Annotated in this window: 13 protein-coding genes, 1 pseudogene and 1 riboswitch; of the genes and pseudogenes, 6 read left to right on the top strand and 8 right to left on the bottom strand. The window is 61.5% G+C overall.

From position 1 onward, the window contains the following. Positions 1-96: 96 nt before the first annotated feature. The 4 genes from dxs to ribB form a co-directional block, all read right to left on the bottom strand. Positions 97-1,992, bottom strand: a complete 1,896-nt coding sequence (gene dxs, locus LOY53_RS02760; protein ID WP_238212975.1) for a 1-deoxy-D-xylulose-5-phosphate synthase — start codon at positions 1,990-1,992, stop codon at positions 97-99. Between the two features lie 183 nt (positions 1,993-2,175). Beyond that, positions 2,176-3,063, bottom strand: a complete 888-nt coding sequence (ispA, locus tag LOY53_RS02765; protein ID WP_258703565.1) for a (2E,6E)-farnesyl diphosphate synthase — start codon at positions 3,061-3,063, stop codon at positions 2,176-2,178. Then, positions 3,060-3,302, bottom strand: coding sequence for an exodeoxyribonuclease VII small subunit (locus tag LOY53_RS02770; protein WP_027594918.1), 243 nt, complete (start codon positions 3,300-3,302; stop codon positions 3,060-3,062). The genes ispA and LOY53_RS02770 overlap by 4 nt, the downstream gene beginning before the upstream one ends. 313 nt (positions 3,303-3,615) lie before the next feature. After that, entirely contained in the window at positions 3,616-4,266 is a 651-nt protein-coding gene (gene ribB / locus LOY53_RS02775) for a 3,4-dihydroxy-2-butanone-4-phosphate synthase (RefSeq protein WP_252826565.1), read from the bottom strand. An 80-nt stretch (positions 4,267-4,346) separates the two neighbouring features. Beyond that, a riboswitch (FMN riboswitch) is annotated at positions 4,347-4,488 on the bottom strand. Between the two features lie 95 nt (positions 4,489-4,583). On the opposite strand from ribB, the pseudogene LOY53_RS02780 reads away from it, so the two are divergent. Continuing rightward, a pseudogene (locus LOY53_RS02780) lies at positions 4,584-4,913 on the top strand (RtcB family protein); the annotation flags it as partial. A gap of 82 nt (positions 4,914-4,995) precedes the next feature. Here LOY53_RS02780 and LOY53_RS02785 read toward each other — a convergent pair. Genes LOY53_RS02785 through LOY53_RS02795 form a run of 3 tightly spaced genes read right to left on the bottom strand, consistent with a single transcriptional unit; the run spans position 4,996 to position 7,396 of the window. Beyond that, positions 4,996-5,886 carry an alpha/beta hydrolase gene (locus tag LOY53_RS02785; RefSeq protein WP_258703566.1) on the bottom strand — a complete coding sequence of 297 codons (891 nt, stop codon included), beginning with the start codon at positions 5,884-5,886 and terminating at the stop codon, positions 4,996-4,998. A 30-nt stretch (positions 5,887-5,916) separates the two neighbouring features. Beyond that, positions 5,917-6,864 (bottom strand): FecR domain-containing protein, encoded by a 948-nt coding sequence (locus tag LOY53_RS02790; protein WP_252826567.1) that lies wholly within the window; start codon positions 6,862-6,864, stop codon positions 5,917-5,919. Beyond that, a complete protein-coding gene (locus LOY53_RS02795; RefSeq protein ID WP_258703567.1) occupies positions 6,857-7,396 on the bottom strand; it encodes a sigma-70 family RNA polymerase sigma factor in 540 nt (179 codons plus the stop codon). Before LOY53_RS02795 ends, LOY53_RS02790 begins: the two co-directional genes overlap by 8 nt. A 268-nt stretch (positions 7,397-7,664) precedes the next feature. Here LOY53_RS02795 and LOY53_RS02800 point away from each other — a divergent pair, with 268 nt between their 5' ends. The 4 genes from LOY53_RS02800 (at position 7,665) to LOY53_RS02815 (ending at position 14,764) form a co-directional block, all read left to right on the top strand. Beyond that, positions 7,665-10,523, top strand: coding sequence for a TonB-dependent receptor domain-containing protein (locus LOY53_RS02800; RefSeq protein WP_408981365.1), 2,859 nt, complete (start codon positions 7,665-7,667; stop codon positions 10,521-10,523). A 250-nt stretch (positions 10,524-10,773) separates the two neighbouring features. After that, positions 10,774-11,274, top strand: a complete 501-nt coding sequence (locus LOY53_RS02805) for a sigma-70 family RNA polymerase sigma factor (RefSeq protein WP_252826569.1) — start codon at positions 10,774-10,776, stop codon at positions 11,272-11,274. An 11-nt stretch (positions 11,275-11,285) separates the two neighbouring features. Beyond that, positions 11,286-12,221, top strand: coding sequence for a FecR domain-containing protein (locus LOY53_RS02810; protein ID WP_252827374.1), 936 nt, complete (start codon positions 11,286-11,288; stop codon positions 12,219-12,221). Between the two features lie 113 nt (positions 12,222-12,334). Beyond that, positions 12,335-14,764, top strand: a complete 2,430-nt coding sequence (locus LOY53_RS02815) for a TonB-dependent siderophore receptor (protein WP_408981318.1) — start codon at positions 12,335-12,337, stop codon at positions 14,762-14,764. Between the two features lie 307 nt (positions 14,765-15,071). Here LOY53_RS02815 and LOY53_RS02820 read toward each other — a convergent pair whose 3' ends face one another. Then, positions 15,072-15,857, bottom strand: coding sequence for a hypothetical protein (locus LOY53_RS02820; protein ID WP_252826571.1), 786 nt, complete (start codon positions 15,855-15,857; stop codon positions 15,072-15,074). A gap of 178 nt (positions 15,858-16,035) precedes the next feature. Here LOY53_RS02820 and LOY53_RS02825 point away from each other — a divergent pair, with 178 nt between their 5' ends. Beyond that, the gene (locus tag LOY53_RS02825) at positions 16,036-16,281 is read left to right on the top strand and encodes a helix-turn-helix domain-containing protein (protein WP_236185163.1); all 246 of its coding nucleotides are present in this window, start codon (positions 16,036-16,038) and stop codon (positions 16,279-16,281) included. Positions 16,282-16,318: the final 37 nt, after the last annotated feature.

Consider the following 16,318-nt stretch of genomic DNA (forward strand, 5'->3'; position numbering starts at 1 on the left):
AAGCCGGCTCCCACAGGTACCTCGCTGTTCTCAGGTTCAGCGCAATACCTGTAGGAGCTGGCTTGCCGGCGATGGGCCGCAATGCGGCCCCAGGGGTTACAAGCCGAGCTTGGCCATACGCGCTGTAACCGAAGCCTCGATGCCAGCAGCATCCAGGCCACACTCAGCCAGCATCTGCGCCGGCTTGGCATGCTCGACATAAATGTCCGGCAAGCCCAAGTGCAGCAGTGGCTTGACCAGGGCCTGGCTAGCCAGGAATTCACCCACGGCAGCCCCTGCGCCGCCCATGATGGCGTTTTCTTCGATAGTCACCAGCAGTTCATGGCTGCCCGCCAATTCGAGTACCAGTGCCTCGTCCAGCGGCTTGACGAAGCGCATGTCGACCACCGTGGCGTTGATCTGCTCGGCAACTTGCAAGGCTTCGCTCAGCTGCACGCCAAATACCAGCAGGGCGACTTTCTCACCCTGGCGGCGGATGACGCCCTTGCCGATCTCCAGGGGCGTAAGGTCCCCACTGATCGGTGCGTTGGGGCCGGTGCCGCGCGGGTAGCGCACTGCCGCCGGGCCGTTGTACAGGTGGCCGGTGGTGAGCATCTTGCGCAGTTCATTCTCGTCGCTCGGGGTCATCACCAGCATGCCGGGGATGCAGCGCAGGTACGACAAGTCGTAGCTGCCGGCATGGGTCGGGCCGTCTTCACCCACCAGGCCGGCGCGGTCGATGGCGAACAGTACATCGAGGTTCTGTACCGCCACGTCGTGGATCAGCTGGTCATAGGCGCGCTGCAGGAACGTCGAATAGATCGCCACCACCGGCTTGCTGCCTTCGCAGGCCATGCCCGCCGCCAGGGTGACTGCGTGCTGCTCGGCAATCGCCACGTCGAAGTAGCGCTCCGGGTAGCGTTCGCTGAAGTCGACCAGGTCGGAGCCTTCCTTCATCGCCGGGGTAATGCCAACCAGGCGATTGTCGCTGGCGGCCATGTCGCACAGCCACTGGCCGAACACGGCGGAGTACTTGGGCCCGCTGGGTTTTTTCGGCGCGGCGGGCTTGTCGGCAGGCTCGAGCTTGGTGATGGCGTGGTAGCCGATCGGGTCGACCTCGGCCGGGGCGAAGCCTTTGCCCTTCTTGGTCACCACGTGCAGGAACTGCGGGCCTTTGAGGTCACGCATGTTACGCAGGGTGGCGATCATGGTCGGCAGGTCGTGGCCGTCGATCGGGCCGATGTAGTTCCAGCCCAGTTCTTCGAACAGGGTGCCGGGGACCAGCATGCCTTTGGCATATTCCTCGGTGCGACGGGCGATTTCCCACGCGCCTGGCAGGCGCGAAAGCACCTTCTTGCTGCCCTCGCGCATGCTCGCGTAGGTGCGGCTGGAGAGAATCTTGGCCAGGTAATTGGACAGGCCGCCGACATTGCGCGAAATCGACATGTCGTTGTCGTTGAGGATCACCAACATGTCGGCGTTGACTTCCTGGGCGTGGTTCAACGCCTCGAAGGCCATGCCGGCGGTCAGGGCGCCGTCGCCGATCACCGCGATCGACTTGCGTGCGCTGTTCTGCAGGCGGGCGGCGATGGCCATGCCCAGCGCTGCACTGATCGAGGTGCTGGAGTGGCCGACGCCAAAGGTGTCGTACTCGCTCTCGCTACGGCGCGGGAAGGCGGCGATGCCGTCCTTCTGGCGCAGGCTGAGCATGCGCTGGCGGCGGCCGGTGAGGATCTTGTGCGGGTAGGCCTGGTGGCCGACGTCCCACACCAGCCGGTCGTCCGGGGTGTCGAAGACGTAGTGCAGGGCGATCGTCAGCTCGATCACGCCCAGGCCGGCGCCAAAATGCCCACCGGTCTGTCCCACGGTGTAGAGCAGTTCCTGGCGCAACTCGTCGGCCAGGGTCTCCAGGTCGGCTTCGGCCAGCCGGCGCAGGCCGGCAGGCGTGTCAGCGCGGTCGAGCAACGGCGTGACCGGGCGTTCGCGGGGGATCTCTTGAAACGTCGTGGGCATCAGGCGAGTCGTTATAGGTGTGAAGACGCGGCAGTTTACCCCATTGTGGGAAAAGTGCCCATTGAGAGGGGGTAGCACGGGGCTGCTTTGCAGCCCATCGCCGGCAAGCCAGCTCCCACACGTCCATCGTTTTGCTGTGGGAGCCGGCTTGCCGGCGATGGGCCGCATGGCGGCCCCGTTGAATCAGTTGCGGCGTTCGACGATGTAGCGCGCCAACGCCCGTAGCGGCTCGGCAGTTTCACCAAACCCTTGCAATGCGGCCAGCGCCTGGTCGCGCAGTTCGATTGCATAGGCCTTGGCGGCCGCCAGGCCAAGCAGGGCCGGGTAGGTCGGTTTGTCTCGGGCGATGTCGGCACCCTGGCGTTTGCCCAGGGTGACGGTGTCGCTTTCTACGTCGAGGATGTCGTCCTGTACCTGAAACGCCAGGCCAATGGCCTGAGCGTAGGTCTGCAAGGCATCCAGCTGCGCCGGCTCGGCACGGGCGCTGGCCAGGGCGCCCAGGCGCACGCTGGCTTCGATCAGTGCGCCGGTCTTGTGCCGGTGCATGAATTCCAGCGCCTGCTGGTCCAGCTTGATGCCCACCGAGCCCAGGTCGATGGCCTGGCCGCCGACCATGCCCGCCGGGCCGGCAGCCTTGGCCAGGGCCTGGACCATGGCCAGGCGAAGGGCGTCGGACTGTGGGCTCAGGCGCGGGTCGAGCAGGGCGCTGAAGGCCAGGCTCTGCAGGCCGTCACCGGCGAGGATGGCGCAGGCTTCGTCGAAGGCTTTGTGGGTGGTCGGTTGGCCGCGACGCAGGTCGTCGTCATCCATCGCCGGCAGGTCGTCATGCACCAGCGAATACGCGTGGATCAATTCGACCGCGCACGCTGCACCGTTGGCCTGTTCGGCAGGTGCACCCAGCGCTTCGCAGGCCGCGTAGGCGAGCAGCGGGCGTACACGCTTGCCGCCGTTCATTACGCTGTAGCGCATGGCGGCGTAGAGGCGCTCGAGTTCTTTGGTAGGCGCTTGAAACAGCGGTTCTAGGGCGGCGTCGACGCGGGCCTGGCAGTTGGCCTGGTAGGTGCTGATCATGCTTCCGGCTCCGCGTCGAAGGGCTGGGCTGCCAGCTCACCGTCGCGTTCCAGAAGGATTTGCACCTTCTGCTCAGCCTGGGCCAGTGCGCCCTGGCAATCGCGGGTCAGGGCGATGCCTTGCTCGAAGGCGGCCAGCGAATCTTCCAGCGACAACTCGCCGTTCTCCAGGCGCTCGACCAGGGCTTGCAGGTCTGCGAGGGATTGCTCGAAATCGAGGGAGGCTTTTTTGCGGGCCATGGCGACTGTCTCGGTGGCGTTCTGAACGGCGCGACACTAGCAGAGCGGGGCAGGGGGAGCAAACTTGTGTGGGAAGGGCTAAGAGGTCGGGCGTGATAGTTGTTGCGCCTTCGTGATCGAGCGCCGCGCGGGCGGCGCTTCGCAGCACAAGGCTGCTCCTACATTTTTTCGGGCCTATTATTCCTGCGGCAAACGCGCGTGATCGCCTTTATCACAGGCGTGACTGGCCCGAACCAGCTGTAGGAGCAGCCTTGTGCTGCGAAGCGCCGCCCGCGCGGCGCTCGATGTGCGTGCCGCCATCTTCCTTAAGTCATCAAGCCGTAGCCGCTTCGCGCTCCACCATCGCCTCGCGGTACCGCGCCAGCTCTTCAATGGTCAGCACCGGCATATTGTACTGCCGCGCATACACCGCCACCTGCTCCCCACGCGCCATGCTGCCGTCGGGGTTCATCAGCTCGCACAGCACCGCTGCCGGCCGCAGCCCGGCCAGGCGCGCCAGGTCGACCGAGCCTTCGGTATGGCCACGGCGGGTCAGCACACCACCATTGCGCGCGCGCAGCGGGAACACATGCCCAGGGCTGACGATATGCCGTTGCTCGGCCGTCGAGCTGAGCGCCGCAGCGATGGTGGTGACACGGTCTTGCGCCGAAACGCCGGTGGTGATGCCGTGCGCCGCCTCGATGGTGACGGTGAACCCGGTGCCATGGCGCGCCTGATTGTTCTGCACCATTGGCGCCAGTTGCAGGGCGTCCACGGTTGCTTCGTCCAGGCACAGGCAAACGATGCCGCTGCAGTCACGAATCATCATGGCCATAGTTTGCAACGAGATGTTTTCGGCGGCGGCAATGATGTCCGCTTCGTCCTCGCGGTCATCGTCGTCCAGCAGCAGTACGGGGCGCCCGGCCTGGAAGGCGGCGATGGCGGCAGAAATGTTGGGGTATTGCTTTTGCAGCATAGGGGACATGAAACGCTCCTCGTAAATGATCGATGAACGTCTCGGGGCGAACAAAACGCGCGCGCAGGGGCGCCCGAATGGCCCCTGCCTGACGCCTTCTTTCATCCGGACTATGACCGTCGGCTCTGGAGTCTCACCAGATCTGCTGACCCCCGGCATGGCCGGGGCGCTCGCGGGCTCATCTTTCGATTTACCGCCGGTGGGGACTTACACCCCGCCCTGAAGACCCGGCAAGCATACCCCACAGAGCCACCCTGCTGGCAACCCGCCTGGCTAAGACCTTAGGCGAGCATCGGCGGTATCATGGCAGGCACGTTCTATTCGGAATCGACAGCATGGACATTCTCCAGGTCGCCGTCGGCAAGCCGATCAAGTTGTGGACCGACGGCGTGCCGATCGAAGACGAAGCGCGCCAGCAGTTGCTGAACACGGCCAAATTGCCGTTCATCTTCAAGCACCTGGCCGTGATGCCGGATGTGCACCTGGGCAAGGGCTCGACCATCGGCAGCGTGATCCCCACCGTTGGCGCGATCATCCCCGCCGCCGTTGGCGTGGACATCGGCTGTGGCATGATCGCCGCGCGGACTTCGCTGCATGCCCGCGACCTGCCCGACAACCTGCACGGTTTACGCACGGCGATCGAGCAGGCCGTGCCGCGACCTGGTGGAGGTGGTGCACACGTTGCGCCAGGTGGTGTGTGTGAAGGGGTGACCGGGCCGGCCTCTTCGCGGGGCCGGTTTACCGAGACATCCCTTCAATTACGTGTTTTAGCGAGGCCGGCAACATCGGCCCATGCCCCAACCCCTCGAACCGCTCGAAGCGCACCTGCAACCCAGGCACCTTGGCCAGGTCCGCCACCAGTTCCCGCGCTGGCCGCTCCGCGTCGCCTTTCACCGCCGCACGCGGGTTCGACGACTCATCGCCACCGCGCATCAGCACCAGCTTTGGGCGGCTGCCACCCAAGCGCTGCTGCAGCCCCTGGGCTTCCCGCACAATCGCCCCGTCATGCCACCACAGTGACGGGCTGGCCGCTGCGTAGTCACTGAACTCGGCCGGCCGGGTGAACAGCGCATGCAGCACCGCCAGGCCACCATAGGAATGCCCCCACAGTGTTTGCCGTTGCAGGTCGATCGGCGCTACAGCGGCGATCATCGGCCGCATGCGCTGGCTCAGCAGGTCGAAGAACGCCTCCACGCCACCGCTGGGCTGGCCCGTCAGCGGGTCATGCTGTTCCGCTTGCCCAGACAGTGCGGGGGTGTAGTCATACGTTCGCCCGGCACGTTCGATGCGCTGGTCGGTCTGGTAGCCCACGGCCACCAGCAACGGGGCTTGGCCTGCGGCAAGCTTGCCCAGTTGTTCGCTGTCCAGGGCACCCAGCGCGGCGTTGCCGTCGAGCATCCACAACACCGGGTAGCCTGCCGCGGGCGCCGGGCGATTCGGCTTGCCAATCCATAGACGGTAATGGCGCTGGCCATCGGCCGAATCCAGGTCATGCTGGCTGAAGCCATAGGCCAGGTCCTGGCGCTGCAGCAGCGACGTGTCCATTTTCTGATCGCGCGCCGGTTGCGCCAGGGCTGCTGGTGCAGCGAGGGCCAGTGCCATGGCCAGGTACAGGGGCATTTTGCTCATCGGGGAATCTCGCTCGGTCGTTGCTTTTGATCAACGGCTAATGAATACGTGCCTGCCGGTGTGTCGAACCTGCAGCGTGTAGGTCTGTGCCAGCATGGCCAAGGCCAGCGGCAAGTCATCGATGGGGAATGTGCCAGACACCCGCAGCTCACCCAGCGCGGGGTCGCACTCAAGCTGTTGGTCGGTGTAGCGCATCAACTCATGCGCCCACAGCCTTACTGGCATGTCGTCGGCCACCAGCAAGCCGTTGCGCCAAGCCAAGGTGGTCTCCCGGGCCTCCTCAATGAGCCCCATGTGCTCGCGGCTGAAACGGACTTGCTGCCCAGCACGGATGATGTTTTCGCCAGGGGCCACGCGGGCGTGCTCCGGGCGAACCTGTACGGCGCCTTCGTACACCGCTAGCAAGGTTTCATCGGCCAGCTGACGCACGCTGAATCGCGTACCCAACGCGAGCAGTTGGCCTTGCTGGGTGCGTGCCATGAGCGGGCGTGGGTCGGCAGCGGTCGCGATGTACACCTCGCCACGGCGCAGGTGCAGCAAGCGTTGCGCGCTGTTGAAAAGCACATCCACGGCGCTATCGCTATTGAGGGTGATCTGTGTGCCGTCGGCGAGCCGTGCGTGTTGGCGTTCGCCCACAGACGTCTGGTAATCGTTGCCAATGCCTGAGCGCCATGCCCACCAGCTGAGCGGTGCGGCACCGATCAGCAAGAGCAGCCCGCGCAGCACGGCGCGCCTGCCTGTCGGGCGATCCAAGGTCTGCTTGGCCAGCGTTGGAGGCAGGCTGCCCAGGCGTGTGAGCAGGCGCTGCGCCCTTTGCCACGCCCGTTCATGCTCAGCACGGGCACGCCGCCAGCGCTCCAGTTCGCGCTGTTGCGCTGGCAGCAGCGGCCCTTCCTGCATCAGCATCAGCCATGAGGCCGCTTGGGCCAGCACCTGCTGGGGGATGGCATCGTCAAGCGGGGCCGTGCGGTTATTCATCGGGCATCTGCGTCAGGCAGGCCAGGTAGGCCTCGTGGATGTACTTCTTGACCGTCGGCAGCGCGATGTTCAGGGCCACGGCAATGTCTTTCTGCTTCATGCCGTCCAACGTTGCCATCAGAAACGCCTGCCTCACGCGGGGCCGCAGCGTATCCAGCAGCGTGTCGATCTCGTGCAGGGTCTCGAGGATCACGCTTTGCAGTTCAGGCGAAGGGTGCTCGGGTTCTGGCAGCAACTGCAACGCCTCGAGCCAGGCACGCTCCAGCGACTGCCGGCGCCGCCAGCTGACCAGCACACAATTGGCGATGCGGGTCAGATAGGCGCGTGGCTGACGGATCGGTTCGACCTGCGCGCCCTCCCGGCTGGTAAGCACCCGCAGGAAAATGTCATGCGCCAGGTCATCGGCCACCCCGCGTCCCCACGACCTCAGCCGATATGCGAGCCAGTTGCGTAGCCAGGCGTGATTCTCGATGTACAACGTCTCGACGCTGCACGGCTCGGTACTGTTCGGCGGGGAGAAGGGCGCATTCATCGTGGGTTGAGTCGGTGCAGACTGTCGCAAATGAAAACCATTATCACTAGAATTGCGCAGATCACAAGGCCGAACCGGCAAATTCAGCCGGTGGCCCTGCACACATATCCTTTTTTCGATCTCGTGCGACAGAGGAGGTAACAGCCCGCAGCCAGTGGTGGGCGCACACCCTACGAGCGAGAAAAGCATGCTCCCAGTACGTTGTCCTTCACCTGCTCCACGCCCTCGACTTTGCCTGTCGCCCATCACCTTCGCCCTGCGTTGCACGATGATCAGTTGCTGTGGCGCCGGCCTGCTGAACAGCAGCCTGGCCCTGGCCCAGGGCTCTGGCACGGCAGCGGTCGCCGCAACCCGCCTGGACGATGCCACGCCGCGTGACTACAACATTGGCAAAGGCCCGCTGGGCGCAGCGCTGGGCAGTTTCACCAGCCAGTCCGGGCTGCTGGTGTCTTATGATCCTGACTTGACCCGCGGGCGCACGGCGCCGGCCCTGAAGGGGCGGTACACCGTCAGTGAGGGCATCCAGCGGTTGCTGGCCAATACCGGGCTGCAGCTGGTGGCGAGCTCGACCGGCAGCTACGTGCTGATGGCGCAGGGCGGTACAACGCGTGCCGCAGCAGAGTTATCGCCGACGATGGTCGACGCTGCCGCACAAGGGCCTCAGGCGGATACATACCGGGCCCCACGCTCATCGGTGCACCTGAGCAGCGAACAGATCGACCGCTTCGGCCGGGTCTCCGTGGGCGATCTGCTCAACGGCGTGCCGGGCGTGCAAGTCGGTGACACCCGCAACGGCGGCGCCCTCGACGTCAACATTCGCGGTATCCAGGGGCAGAACCGGGTAGCCGTCAAGGTCGATGGTTCGGAGCAGGCCCTGGATGTCTATCGCGGTTATGGCGGTACGCAGCAACGCAGCTACATCGACCCCGACCTGATCAGCAGCCTGACCGTGAACAAAGGGCCGTCAACCAAATCCGGAGCGATTGGCGGTACGGTGGAAATGCAGACGATCGGCGTGCAGGACATTCTGGTCGACGGCAACCAGGTTGGCGTGCGCCTCAAGGGTGACCTCTGGGACAACGGCGTAGCCCCCGCCCATCGCAGTTCCAGTTCCAAGGATGAAAGCCTGTCGGCGCCTCCGCGCGACAACCGCGGCGGCCTGTTCGGCTCTGAAGCCGAATCGGGCAGCGCCGCGTTTGCCTTCACAACCGAACAGCTGGATCTGGTGGCGGCCTACGCGCACCGCAACCAAGGCAACTACTTCTCTGGCAAGAAAGGCCAGGACCGCTACCGCCTCTACAACGATTACGGCAGTGAACAGCCCAGCGTGGCGATGACCTACAACGCGGGCGAGGAAGTACTCAATTCCTCATCGAAAACCGACTCGTACCTGCTCAAGGCGACCTGGCGGATAGCCGACGATCACACCCTGGACCTAGGCTACCGCCGCTACGACGGGCACACTGCCGAGATCATGCCCTCAGACATCTACCGCTTCGGTACTGCCGGTATTTATCAGTACCCCTTGGGCGAGGTGAAGATCGATACCTACACCGCACGCTACCACTACCTGCCCGCCGGCAACCCGTGGGTCGACCTGACCAGCAACCTGTGGATGACCGATGCCAAGACCAGCTCGTTGAGTTCGGCATGGACGGCGCCGGTTTCCCAACTGTTTCGTTCTGACCGCAGTTGGACCCGCCAAGACAACCGCCGTATCGGTGGCGACTTGAACAACGTCGCCAGGTTTGAAACGGCCCATGGCGATTTCAAGCTTGACCTGGGCGGCGCGTTCCAGCTAGAAGACCTGCAACCGCAGAAAAGCGTGCTGATCACCCAGCACGACATCGATGCCAACCGCACCCTGCGCGATGCTTCGCGGCAGGAATTCAGCTTCAACGGCAAGCTCGAGTACCAACCGATCGAGCAACTGACCCTGTGGGGCGGGGGCCGTTACAGCCACTTCCGCACCAAAGACAATACCGTGTTGGCCACCGCCCGCCGTGAAGATCGCGACGTGCGCTACATCTCGGCGAGTGGCCCCAAGGGCTGGGGCAGCATGACCTGGTTCCCCGACCAGAACGGCCAGTACACCGACGCCACCGACCCCCGGCTGAACAATGGCATCGTCTTCGGCAACAGCAACGAGCCATTCAACGGTGTGCGCTTCAATGACTTCGGCGCGACCAGCGTTCAGGTCAGCCCCGAAGGCATCAGCAGCGTGGTCACAGGCTACGACCATACCCCGCAGGGCAGCAGCAGCGGTGGCGGCTTTTCGCCGGCATTCGGCATCAATGTCGAGCTGATGCCCGACACGTACTTCTACGTAACCTACACCCAAGGCCTGCGCCTGCCGTCACTGTTCGAGACCAGCCAGGGCACCCAGCAAGTCACCCCCGGCAAAAGCCTCAAGCCCGAGCGCTCGCAGAACTGGGAAATCGGCGTCAGCGCCTTGCGCGACAACCTCTTCACCGATCACGACTCAGCCGCGATCAAGCTGGCCTTCTTCGACAACAAGATCAAGCACTACATTACCCGCTATTACGACCCGAGCCCTGGCCTGTGGGGGCAGATGACCTTCAGCAACACCGACAGCTTCAGCACTCGCGGCCTTGAACTGCAGTCAAACTACGATGCCGGCCGTGTGTTCGCTGACCTCTCGGCCACCTACTACCTCAAGACCGAGACCTGCGACTCGGACTTTGCCAGCAAACTGCGCGCCACCGCCAACCCGTACCAGAAGACCCAAGACACGCCAAACTGCACACCGGGCAGCTACATGGGCTCCTACACCAACACCCAAAACCCACCACGGTTCTCTGCCAACCTGACCACTGGCCTGCGTTTCTTCGACGAAGCATTGACGGTAGGCGGACGCGTGACCTACACCTCGGGGCCTACCAGTACCCTCGACAAGCCCTGGCAGACCGGCGCTACCACGCCGCAGATCGAGTACCGCTCGGTGGCGCTGTTCGATCTGTTCCTCAAGTACACGCTGCTTGAGAACACCGAGGTGAATGTTTCGCTGCAGAACCTGACCGATCGCTATTACCTGGACCCGCTGGCGCAGAGCTTCATGCCGGCTCCCGGGCGGACGGTACGGATGGGGGTGGTGACGCGGTTCTGAAGTCCAGTAACGCCTGTATCAACGCGCGCGACCGCCTTGTTTGTTCCATAAATAATTGGCACGAAACAACTGTAGGAGCAGCCTTGTGCTGCGAAGCGCCGCGCGGGCGGCGCTCGATCTCATAGGCGCTGAAGATCCTGTGGCGAGCAGCTCCCAGGCCAGGCTTGTTCGTGGATTGCCCCTTGCACGAACTGCCTGCGCCCTAAATAATGCGATCAATTACCATTTGCATATTTAATGGCCCCCCCCTATGTCCACACTCGAGCCTATGGCACTCCACCAGCTTTACTCCGAACATAACGGTTGGCTGAATGGGTGGTTGCGTAGTCGCTTGGGCAATTCGGCCGATGCGGCGGATTTGGCTCAGGACACGTTTGTGCGGGTCATGACGGCGCGTAATGCTGCGCCGATCCGAGAGCCTCGCGGTTACTTGAGTGCAATTGCACGCTCGCTGTTGATCGACAAGTCGCGGCGACGGGCGATTGAACAGGCGTATCTGTTCGCCTTGGCGCAGAAGCCTGAACCGGTTGAAGTGTCACCTGAGGTGCGATTGTCCATTCTTGAGATGTTGGTGTCGGTTGACAGCCTGCTGGACGAGTTGGGCAAGCGCACGCGGGAGATCTTTCTGTCGGTGCAGCTGGACGGGGAGACTTATGTGGCAGTGGCCGAACGTCTCGGGGTCTCGGTCACGACGGTGAAGAACCATCTGGTGCGGGCTATGACCGAGTGCCTGCTGCTGGCGGACAGTTGATGAGTACGGTGCTGGATCGGCAGACGCTTGAGGCTGCTGCGACCTGGTATGTACAGCTCAATGATGGTGTGGTGGACGAGGCCTGTACCCAAGCCTGGCAGCAATGGCTGGGGGCGGATCCTTTGCACGCCGAGGCGTGGGCGCGGGTCGAGGCGTTTCAGCGGCAGTGGACAACAGTGCCCGTGCATGCCGCTCGGTCGAGCCTGGACGCGGCGCAGACGCAGCGCCGCGAGGTATTAAAAATCCTCAGTGTGTTACTGGCAGTCGGGGGCGGTACCTGGATGGTCGGCACACCGCTGTCGAACTACGGCCTGCTCGCTCAGCAGAGCACGGGGACGCGGGAGCGTCGTTCGCTGCGGCTGGAAGATGGATCGCAGGTGGAACTCAACGCCAATACGGCGCTGGATGTGAGCTTCGACGGGCAACTCCGGCTTGTCCGTTTATATCGCGGGGAAATCCTCGTGCAAACGGCAAGAGATCCTGGCCAGCGGCCCTTTGTCGTCGAGACCATGAACGGGCGCATTCACGCGCTCGGGACGCGCTTCAGCGTGCGCCAGATGGCAGACCTGACTCGAGTCGGCGTACTGCAATCGGCCGTCGAGATCCGCCCTCGTCGCCATCCGGGCCAGGTGGTGCGTCTGGATGCTGGTCAGCAGGCGGCCTTCGATCATGATCGCACCGATCCTGCGCACGCCTTGCCTGCGGATTCTACCGCCTGGGTCCAAGGCATGCTGAGTGTCAACGAATGGCACCTTGGCGACTTCGTCGAAGAGCTCGGACGCTATCGCCCGGGCGTGCTGCGCTGCGCGGAGGCGGTCCGGGACCTGAGTATTTCCGGAGCATTTCGTATCGATGATACCGATGCGGTCCTGGATAACTTGGCCAGGACGTTGCCGGTGAAGGTGCGCTACCTGACCCGTTACTGGGTCAGTATCGAGGCCGTCTGAACCGCCAACGGCAGAAAGTGATCGGGGTGCCTTGCTGATTCCGATTCTCATCCGTCAATGACAAGAGCCGCGATGACAGCGGATTTCTGCCATGACAACGGAAGGATCACCCCATGCGCCAGCTTTGCCCCTCTCCCTCGATTTCATTGCCCCGCGCAATACGCCTGGCGATGTTCAGCCTGACTATGGCGAGTGTGTCGGGGGTGGTGTTGATACCAGCAATGGCTCAGGCCCAGAGCCGCATCGCCTATCACATTGCCGGAGGCCCGCTGGGCAGCGCGCTGACCCAGTTCGGCGTGCAGGCAGGTGTGACTATCTCCTTCGATCCACGGCAGATACACTCGCTGACGACTCAAGGCCTTGACGGCGCCTACGGGGTTGATGAAGGGCTCGCGCTACTGCTGTCCAACAGTGGCTTGCAGGCTCAGCGCCAGGCCAACGGCGGTTATCTGCTTGTCCAGGGCGGCTCCTCAGACCTGATTGTACTCGGCGCCACCAATGTCGACGGGCAATCCCTAGGCGCTACGACCGAGGGCACCGGTTCCTACACCACGGGTTCGACCAATACCGCGACCAAGCTCGCCCTGAGCCTGCGGGAAACACCTCAGTCTGTGACGGTGATCACCCGCCAGAAGATGGATGACCAGAATATCCAGAACCTGGACGATATCGCGCGCACGGCGACCGGTATCACGCTCACCAAGATCGGCACTGACCGTTCGACCTATTACTCACGCGGCTTCGAGATCAGCGATCTGCAATATGACGGGATTCCGACCAACATATCGGAAAACTACTCCATGGACGTTATGTCCACGTCGAATATGGCCATTTATGACCGCGTCGAAGTCGTGCGTGGGGCCAACGGCCTCATGCAGGGTACCGGCAATCCGTCGGCGGCGATCAACCTGGTGCGCAAACGACCTACCCAGGACTTTCGCCTGGGGGCGGAACTGGGTGCAGGCTCCTGGGACAACTATCGTAGCCAGGTGGATGTTTCTGGACCATTGACCGCCACCGGCAATGTTCGCGGCCGCGCAGTGGCCTATTACAACAACGCCAACAGCTACAGGGATGGGGCTGAGCGGGACAACCAGTTGCTGTACCTGGTCGGGGAGGCAGACCTCAATGACTCCACCGTGCTGACGGTCGGCGCCACGCTACAGAAGGACAACCAGAACGGCTATGACTGGGGCGGCTTGAATACCCGCAGTGATGGCTCGTTCTATCCACTTTCGCGTTCCACCAACCTCAACGGCAAGTGGGCCCACTTGGATCGCAACAACTACACGTTGTTCAGCGATGTCACGCACAACTTCGACAACGAGTGGAAGTTGACCCTGGCCATGAACGCGATCTGGTCGAACGCCGACTTCCTCTCCGCGTACCCAAGCCGGGTATCGGCTGACCACTATCGCATGACCGTCTCCCAGGCCGACTACGAAGATACCCAGTTCGCGTTGGACCTCTATGCAACCGGTCCCTTCGAACTGTTCGGGCGTAAGCATCAGTTGATGCTCGGGGCCAATAGCCGCAAGGACGAGTTCGACGCGGTGATCAAGAGCGCCACCAATAACCCGACGATCAACATCACCGACTTCGACTACAGTGCGTTGCCCAGCCCGATCCTCAATGCTATTGGCTCGGACTATAACTACACGCGCAAGGAGCGTGGTCTGTATGGGGCCTCGCGCTTTAGCCTGACGGATGACCTGAGCTTGATCCTCGGTACGCGGGTGAGTTGGTCGGACTACAAGGTAGCCAGCCCCTACACCAATGATCAATACCGGGAGAACGGCCGGTTGGTGCCCTACGCCGGGCTGGTATTGGACCTGGACAAGCACCACACCTGGTATGCCAGCTATACCGAGATCTACAAGACGCAGAGTTACTACGGTGTCGGCAATACCTTGCTTGACCCGATCGAAGGCGAGAATTACGAAACCGGTATCAAGGGTGAATACTTCGATGGCCGCCTGAACACGTCGCTGGCCATTTTCCAGACCAACTTGGAGAACATGCCCGAGGCTCTGTCGGTGTCGCCCACCTGTGGTGTAACCGGTACGAGCAAGTGCTATGAGACTGGCGCGAAAGTGCGTAACCGCGGCTTCGAACTGGAGATTTCCGGCGAGCTTTTGGAGAATTGGAACGTCAGCGCTGGCTACACCTACAGTGATCCCGAGTATGTCGCCGGCAGTAGCAAGGGCTCGGACTACTACCGAAAGATCCCGCGCCGCCTGCTCAAGGTGTCGACGGACTACCGCTTGCCCGGTGTCCTCGATCAATGGCGTGTAGGCGGCGATGTGTATGCCCAGAGCCGCACCGCCGCCGATGTGACTGGATACGCTATCGAACAAGGTGGCTACGCCTTGCTTAACCTGCATGCCCATTATCAAATCAACCAACAGTTCAGCGTGCAGTACAACCTCAACAACGTGCTGGACAAGGTCTATTACCAGTCCTTGCCAACTTCAAACAACTTCGGCGGCCTGTACTACGGTGATCCACGCAATTTTGCGGTCACGTTACGCTACCAATACTGATGCAAGGGCCCGGTCACCGAGCGCGGTTCTGAAGATGGGATAGATTTCAGTGGGGCATTAAAAAGCCGGCTTGTGGCCGGTTTTTTATTCACCTAATGTGCTCTATTTAAAGGGTTTCAATGGTTTCTGTGCGGCTGTACCCCCATTTGTTCCCCCAGATGAGCTAGGCGTGGGGGATTCAAGGAAGGAAAAGTTGACACAGATGATCGACTAAGCTGGGCTACGGGTGTGCCATCAGCTCTCGTCGGAGTCGGTGGTTCCTGGCTGCATAAAAGGGGCAAGCTCGCTTGCCCCTGTCCTTGTGTGCTTACCTCATGCCGATTGGAGTATCGTTTTCGTCGTAGCAAATAGGGTACTCACAATAGCCCCCGGCAGCGCTGACCTGATCTGGAGTTACCTGGGGCAGGTAGTCACCTAGCTTTTTCTTGGACACTTTGTTCTTGTTGATATAGCAATCGTCGTCAGCTTGGGGGTTGCACCAGGCCTCAGTAACTTTGATCTTTTTGCTTTGGTGCTGGGGCTGAGACTTGCCAGATTTATCTAGCTCGAATTGCTTGACCCCACCGTCGTAACGTCGATTGAACGTGTTTGCAAAGAGCTTATCGTTAATCCCTGAATTTTTATAGAATTTCCAAAGCATTTCGCCTGCTTCGGCGTAGCTAACAGGCTTGCCGTTCTTTACGTACGGGCCGCCGTCATTTCTATACGCTACGGGCTTCCCATCAGTACTTTCAGCGATGTAATACCAAATTGAAATCTTGAATTCAGTATTGTTTTTCCAATTCCCCACCTGAGCGCTGCCATCGCTCAGCATGCAGCGATCATTGATGCAGCGTCCTGAGTATTGGTTGCTGTAACTTATGTTCCGGCCTTGGCTTTTGTCATACTCAACGATGCTCCTAGGGAACTCAAGCCAAGTACAGCTTATAGATTTATATTCGCCAAAGTCGTTGTTTTTACATGGGATAGCGTAGGGCAATCCTTGTCGTGATTTTTCGTCCGGGAAAATAGCACCATTAGTATTATAGGTGTCATTGGCGAAAGTAGCAGCCGATATTAGGGTGAGCATGCTGGTGGCTATTTGTTTTTTCATTGCATCTATTCCTTGTGTTAAGGCTAATTCCTAGGATTTACTTATTAGTAATGGAGTCTTCATCGCTATCTTGACTTCGGGGTTAGTAGACGCTGCCCGGCGCATAGGCCAAATCTTCTTTGCAAATGGGTCGTAAATACCGTGGCCTTATAGGCATCATAGCGGGACGATTTTGCTCATGGCAAGAATCTCCGCAACCTTCGACAATGACGGCAGTCTCAAAAAGCTAGGCTCGGCAATACGAGCTCGCCGGTTGGCGCTCGACCTATCCCAAGAAGCGCTAGCTGATGCCGCAGGGGTGGATCGTTCTCACATGGGAAAAATTGAGAGGGGAGAGAGAAACGTGACGTTTCTCAATATTTTGCGGATTGCCACAGCGGTGCAGTGCAAGCCGTCCGACCTTCTGAGAGATGCTTCCCTTTGATCCGATCCTTCAAGAGGTGGAAGTGTCTACGAACCCA

This window comes from Pseudomonas sp. B21-031, assembly GCF_024748985.1.
GTDB lineage: Bacteria > Pseudomonadota > Gammaproteobacteria > Pseudomonadales > Pseudomonadaceae > Aquipseudomonas > Aquipseudomonas kermanshahensis.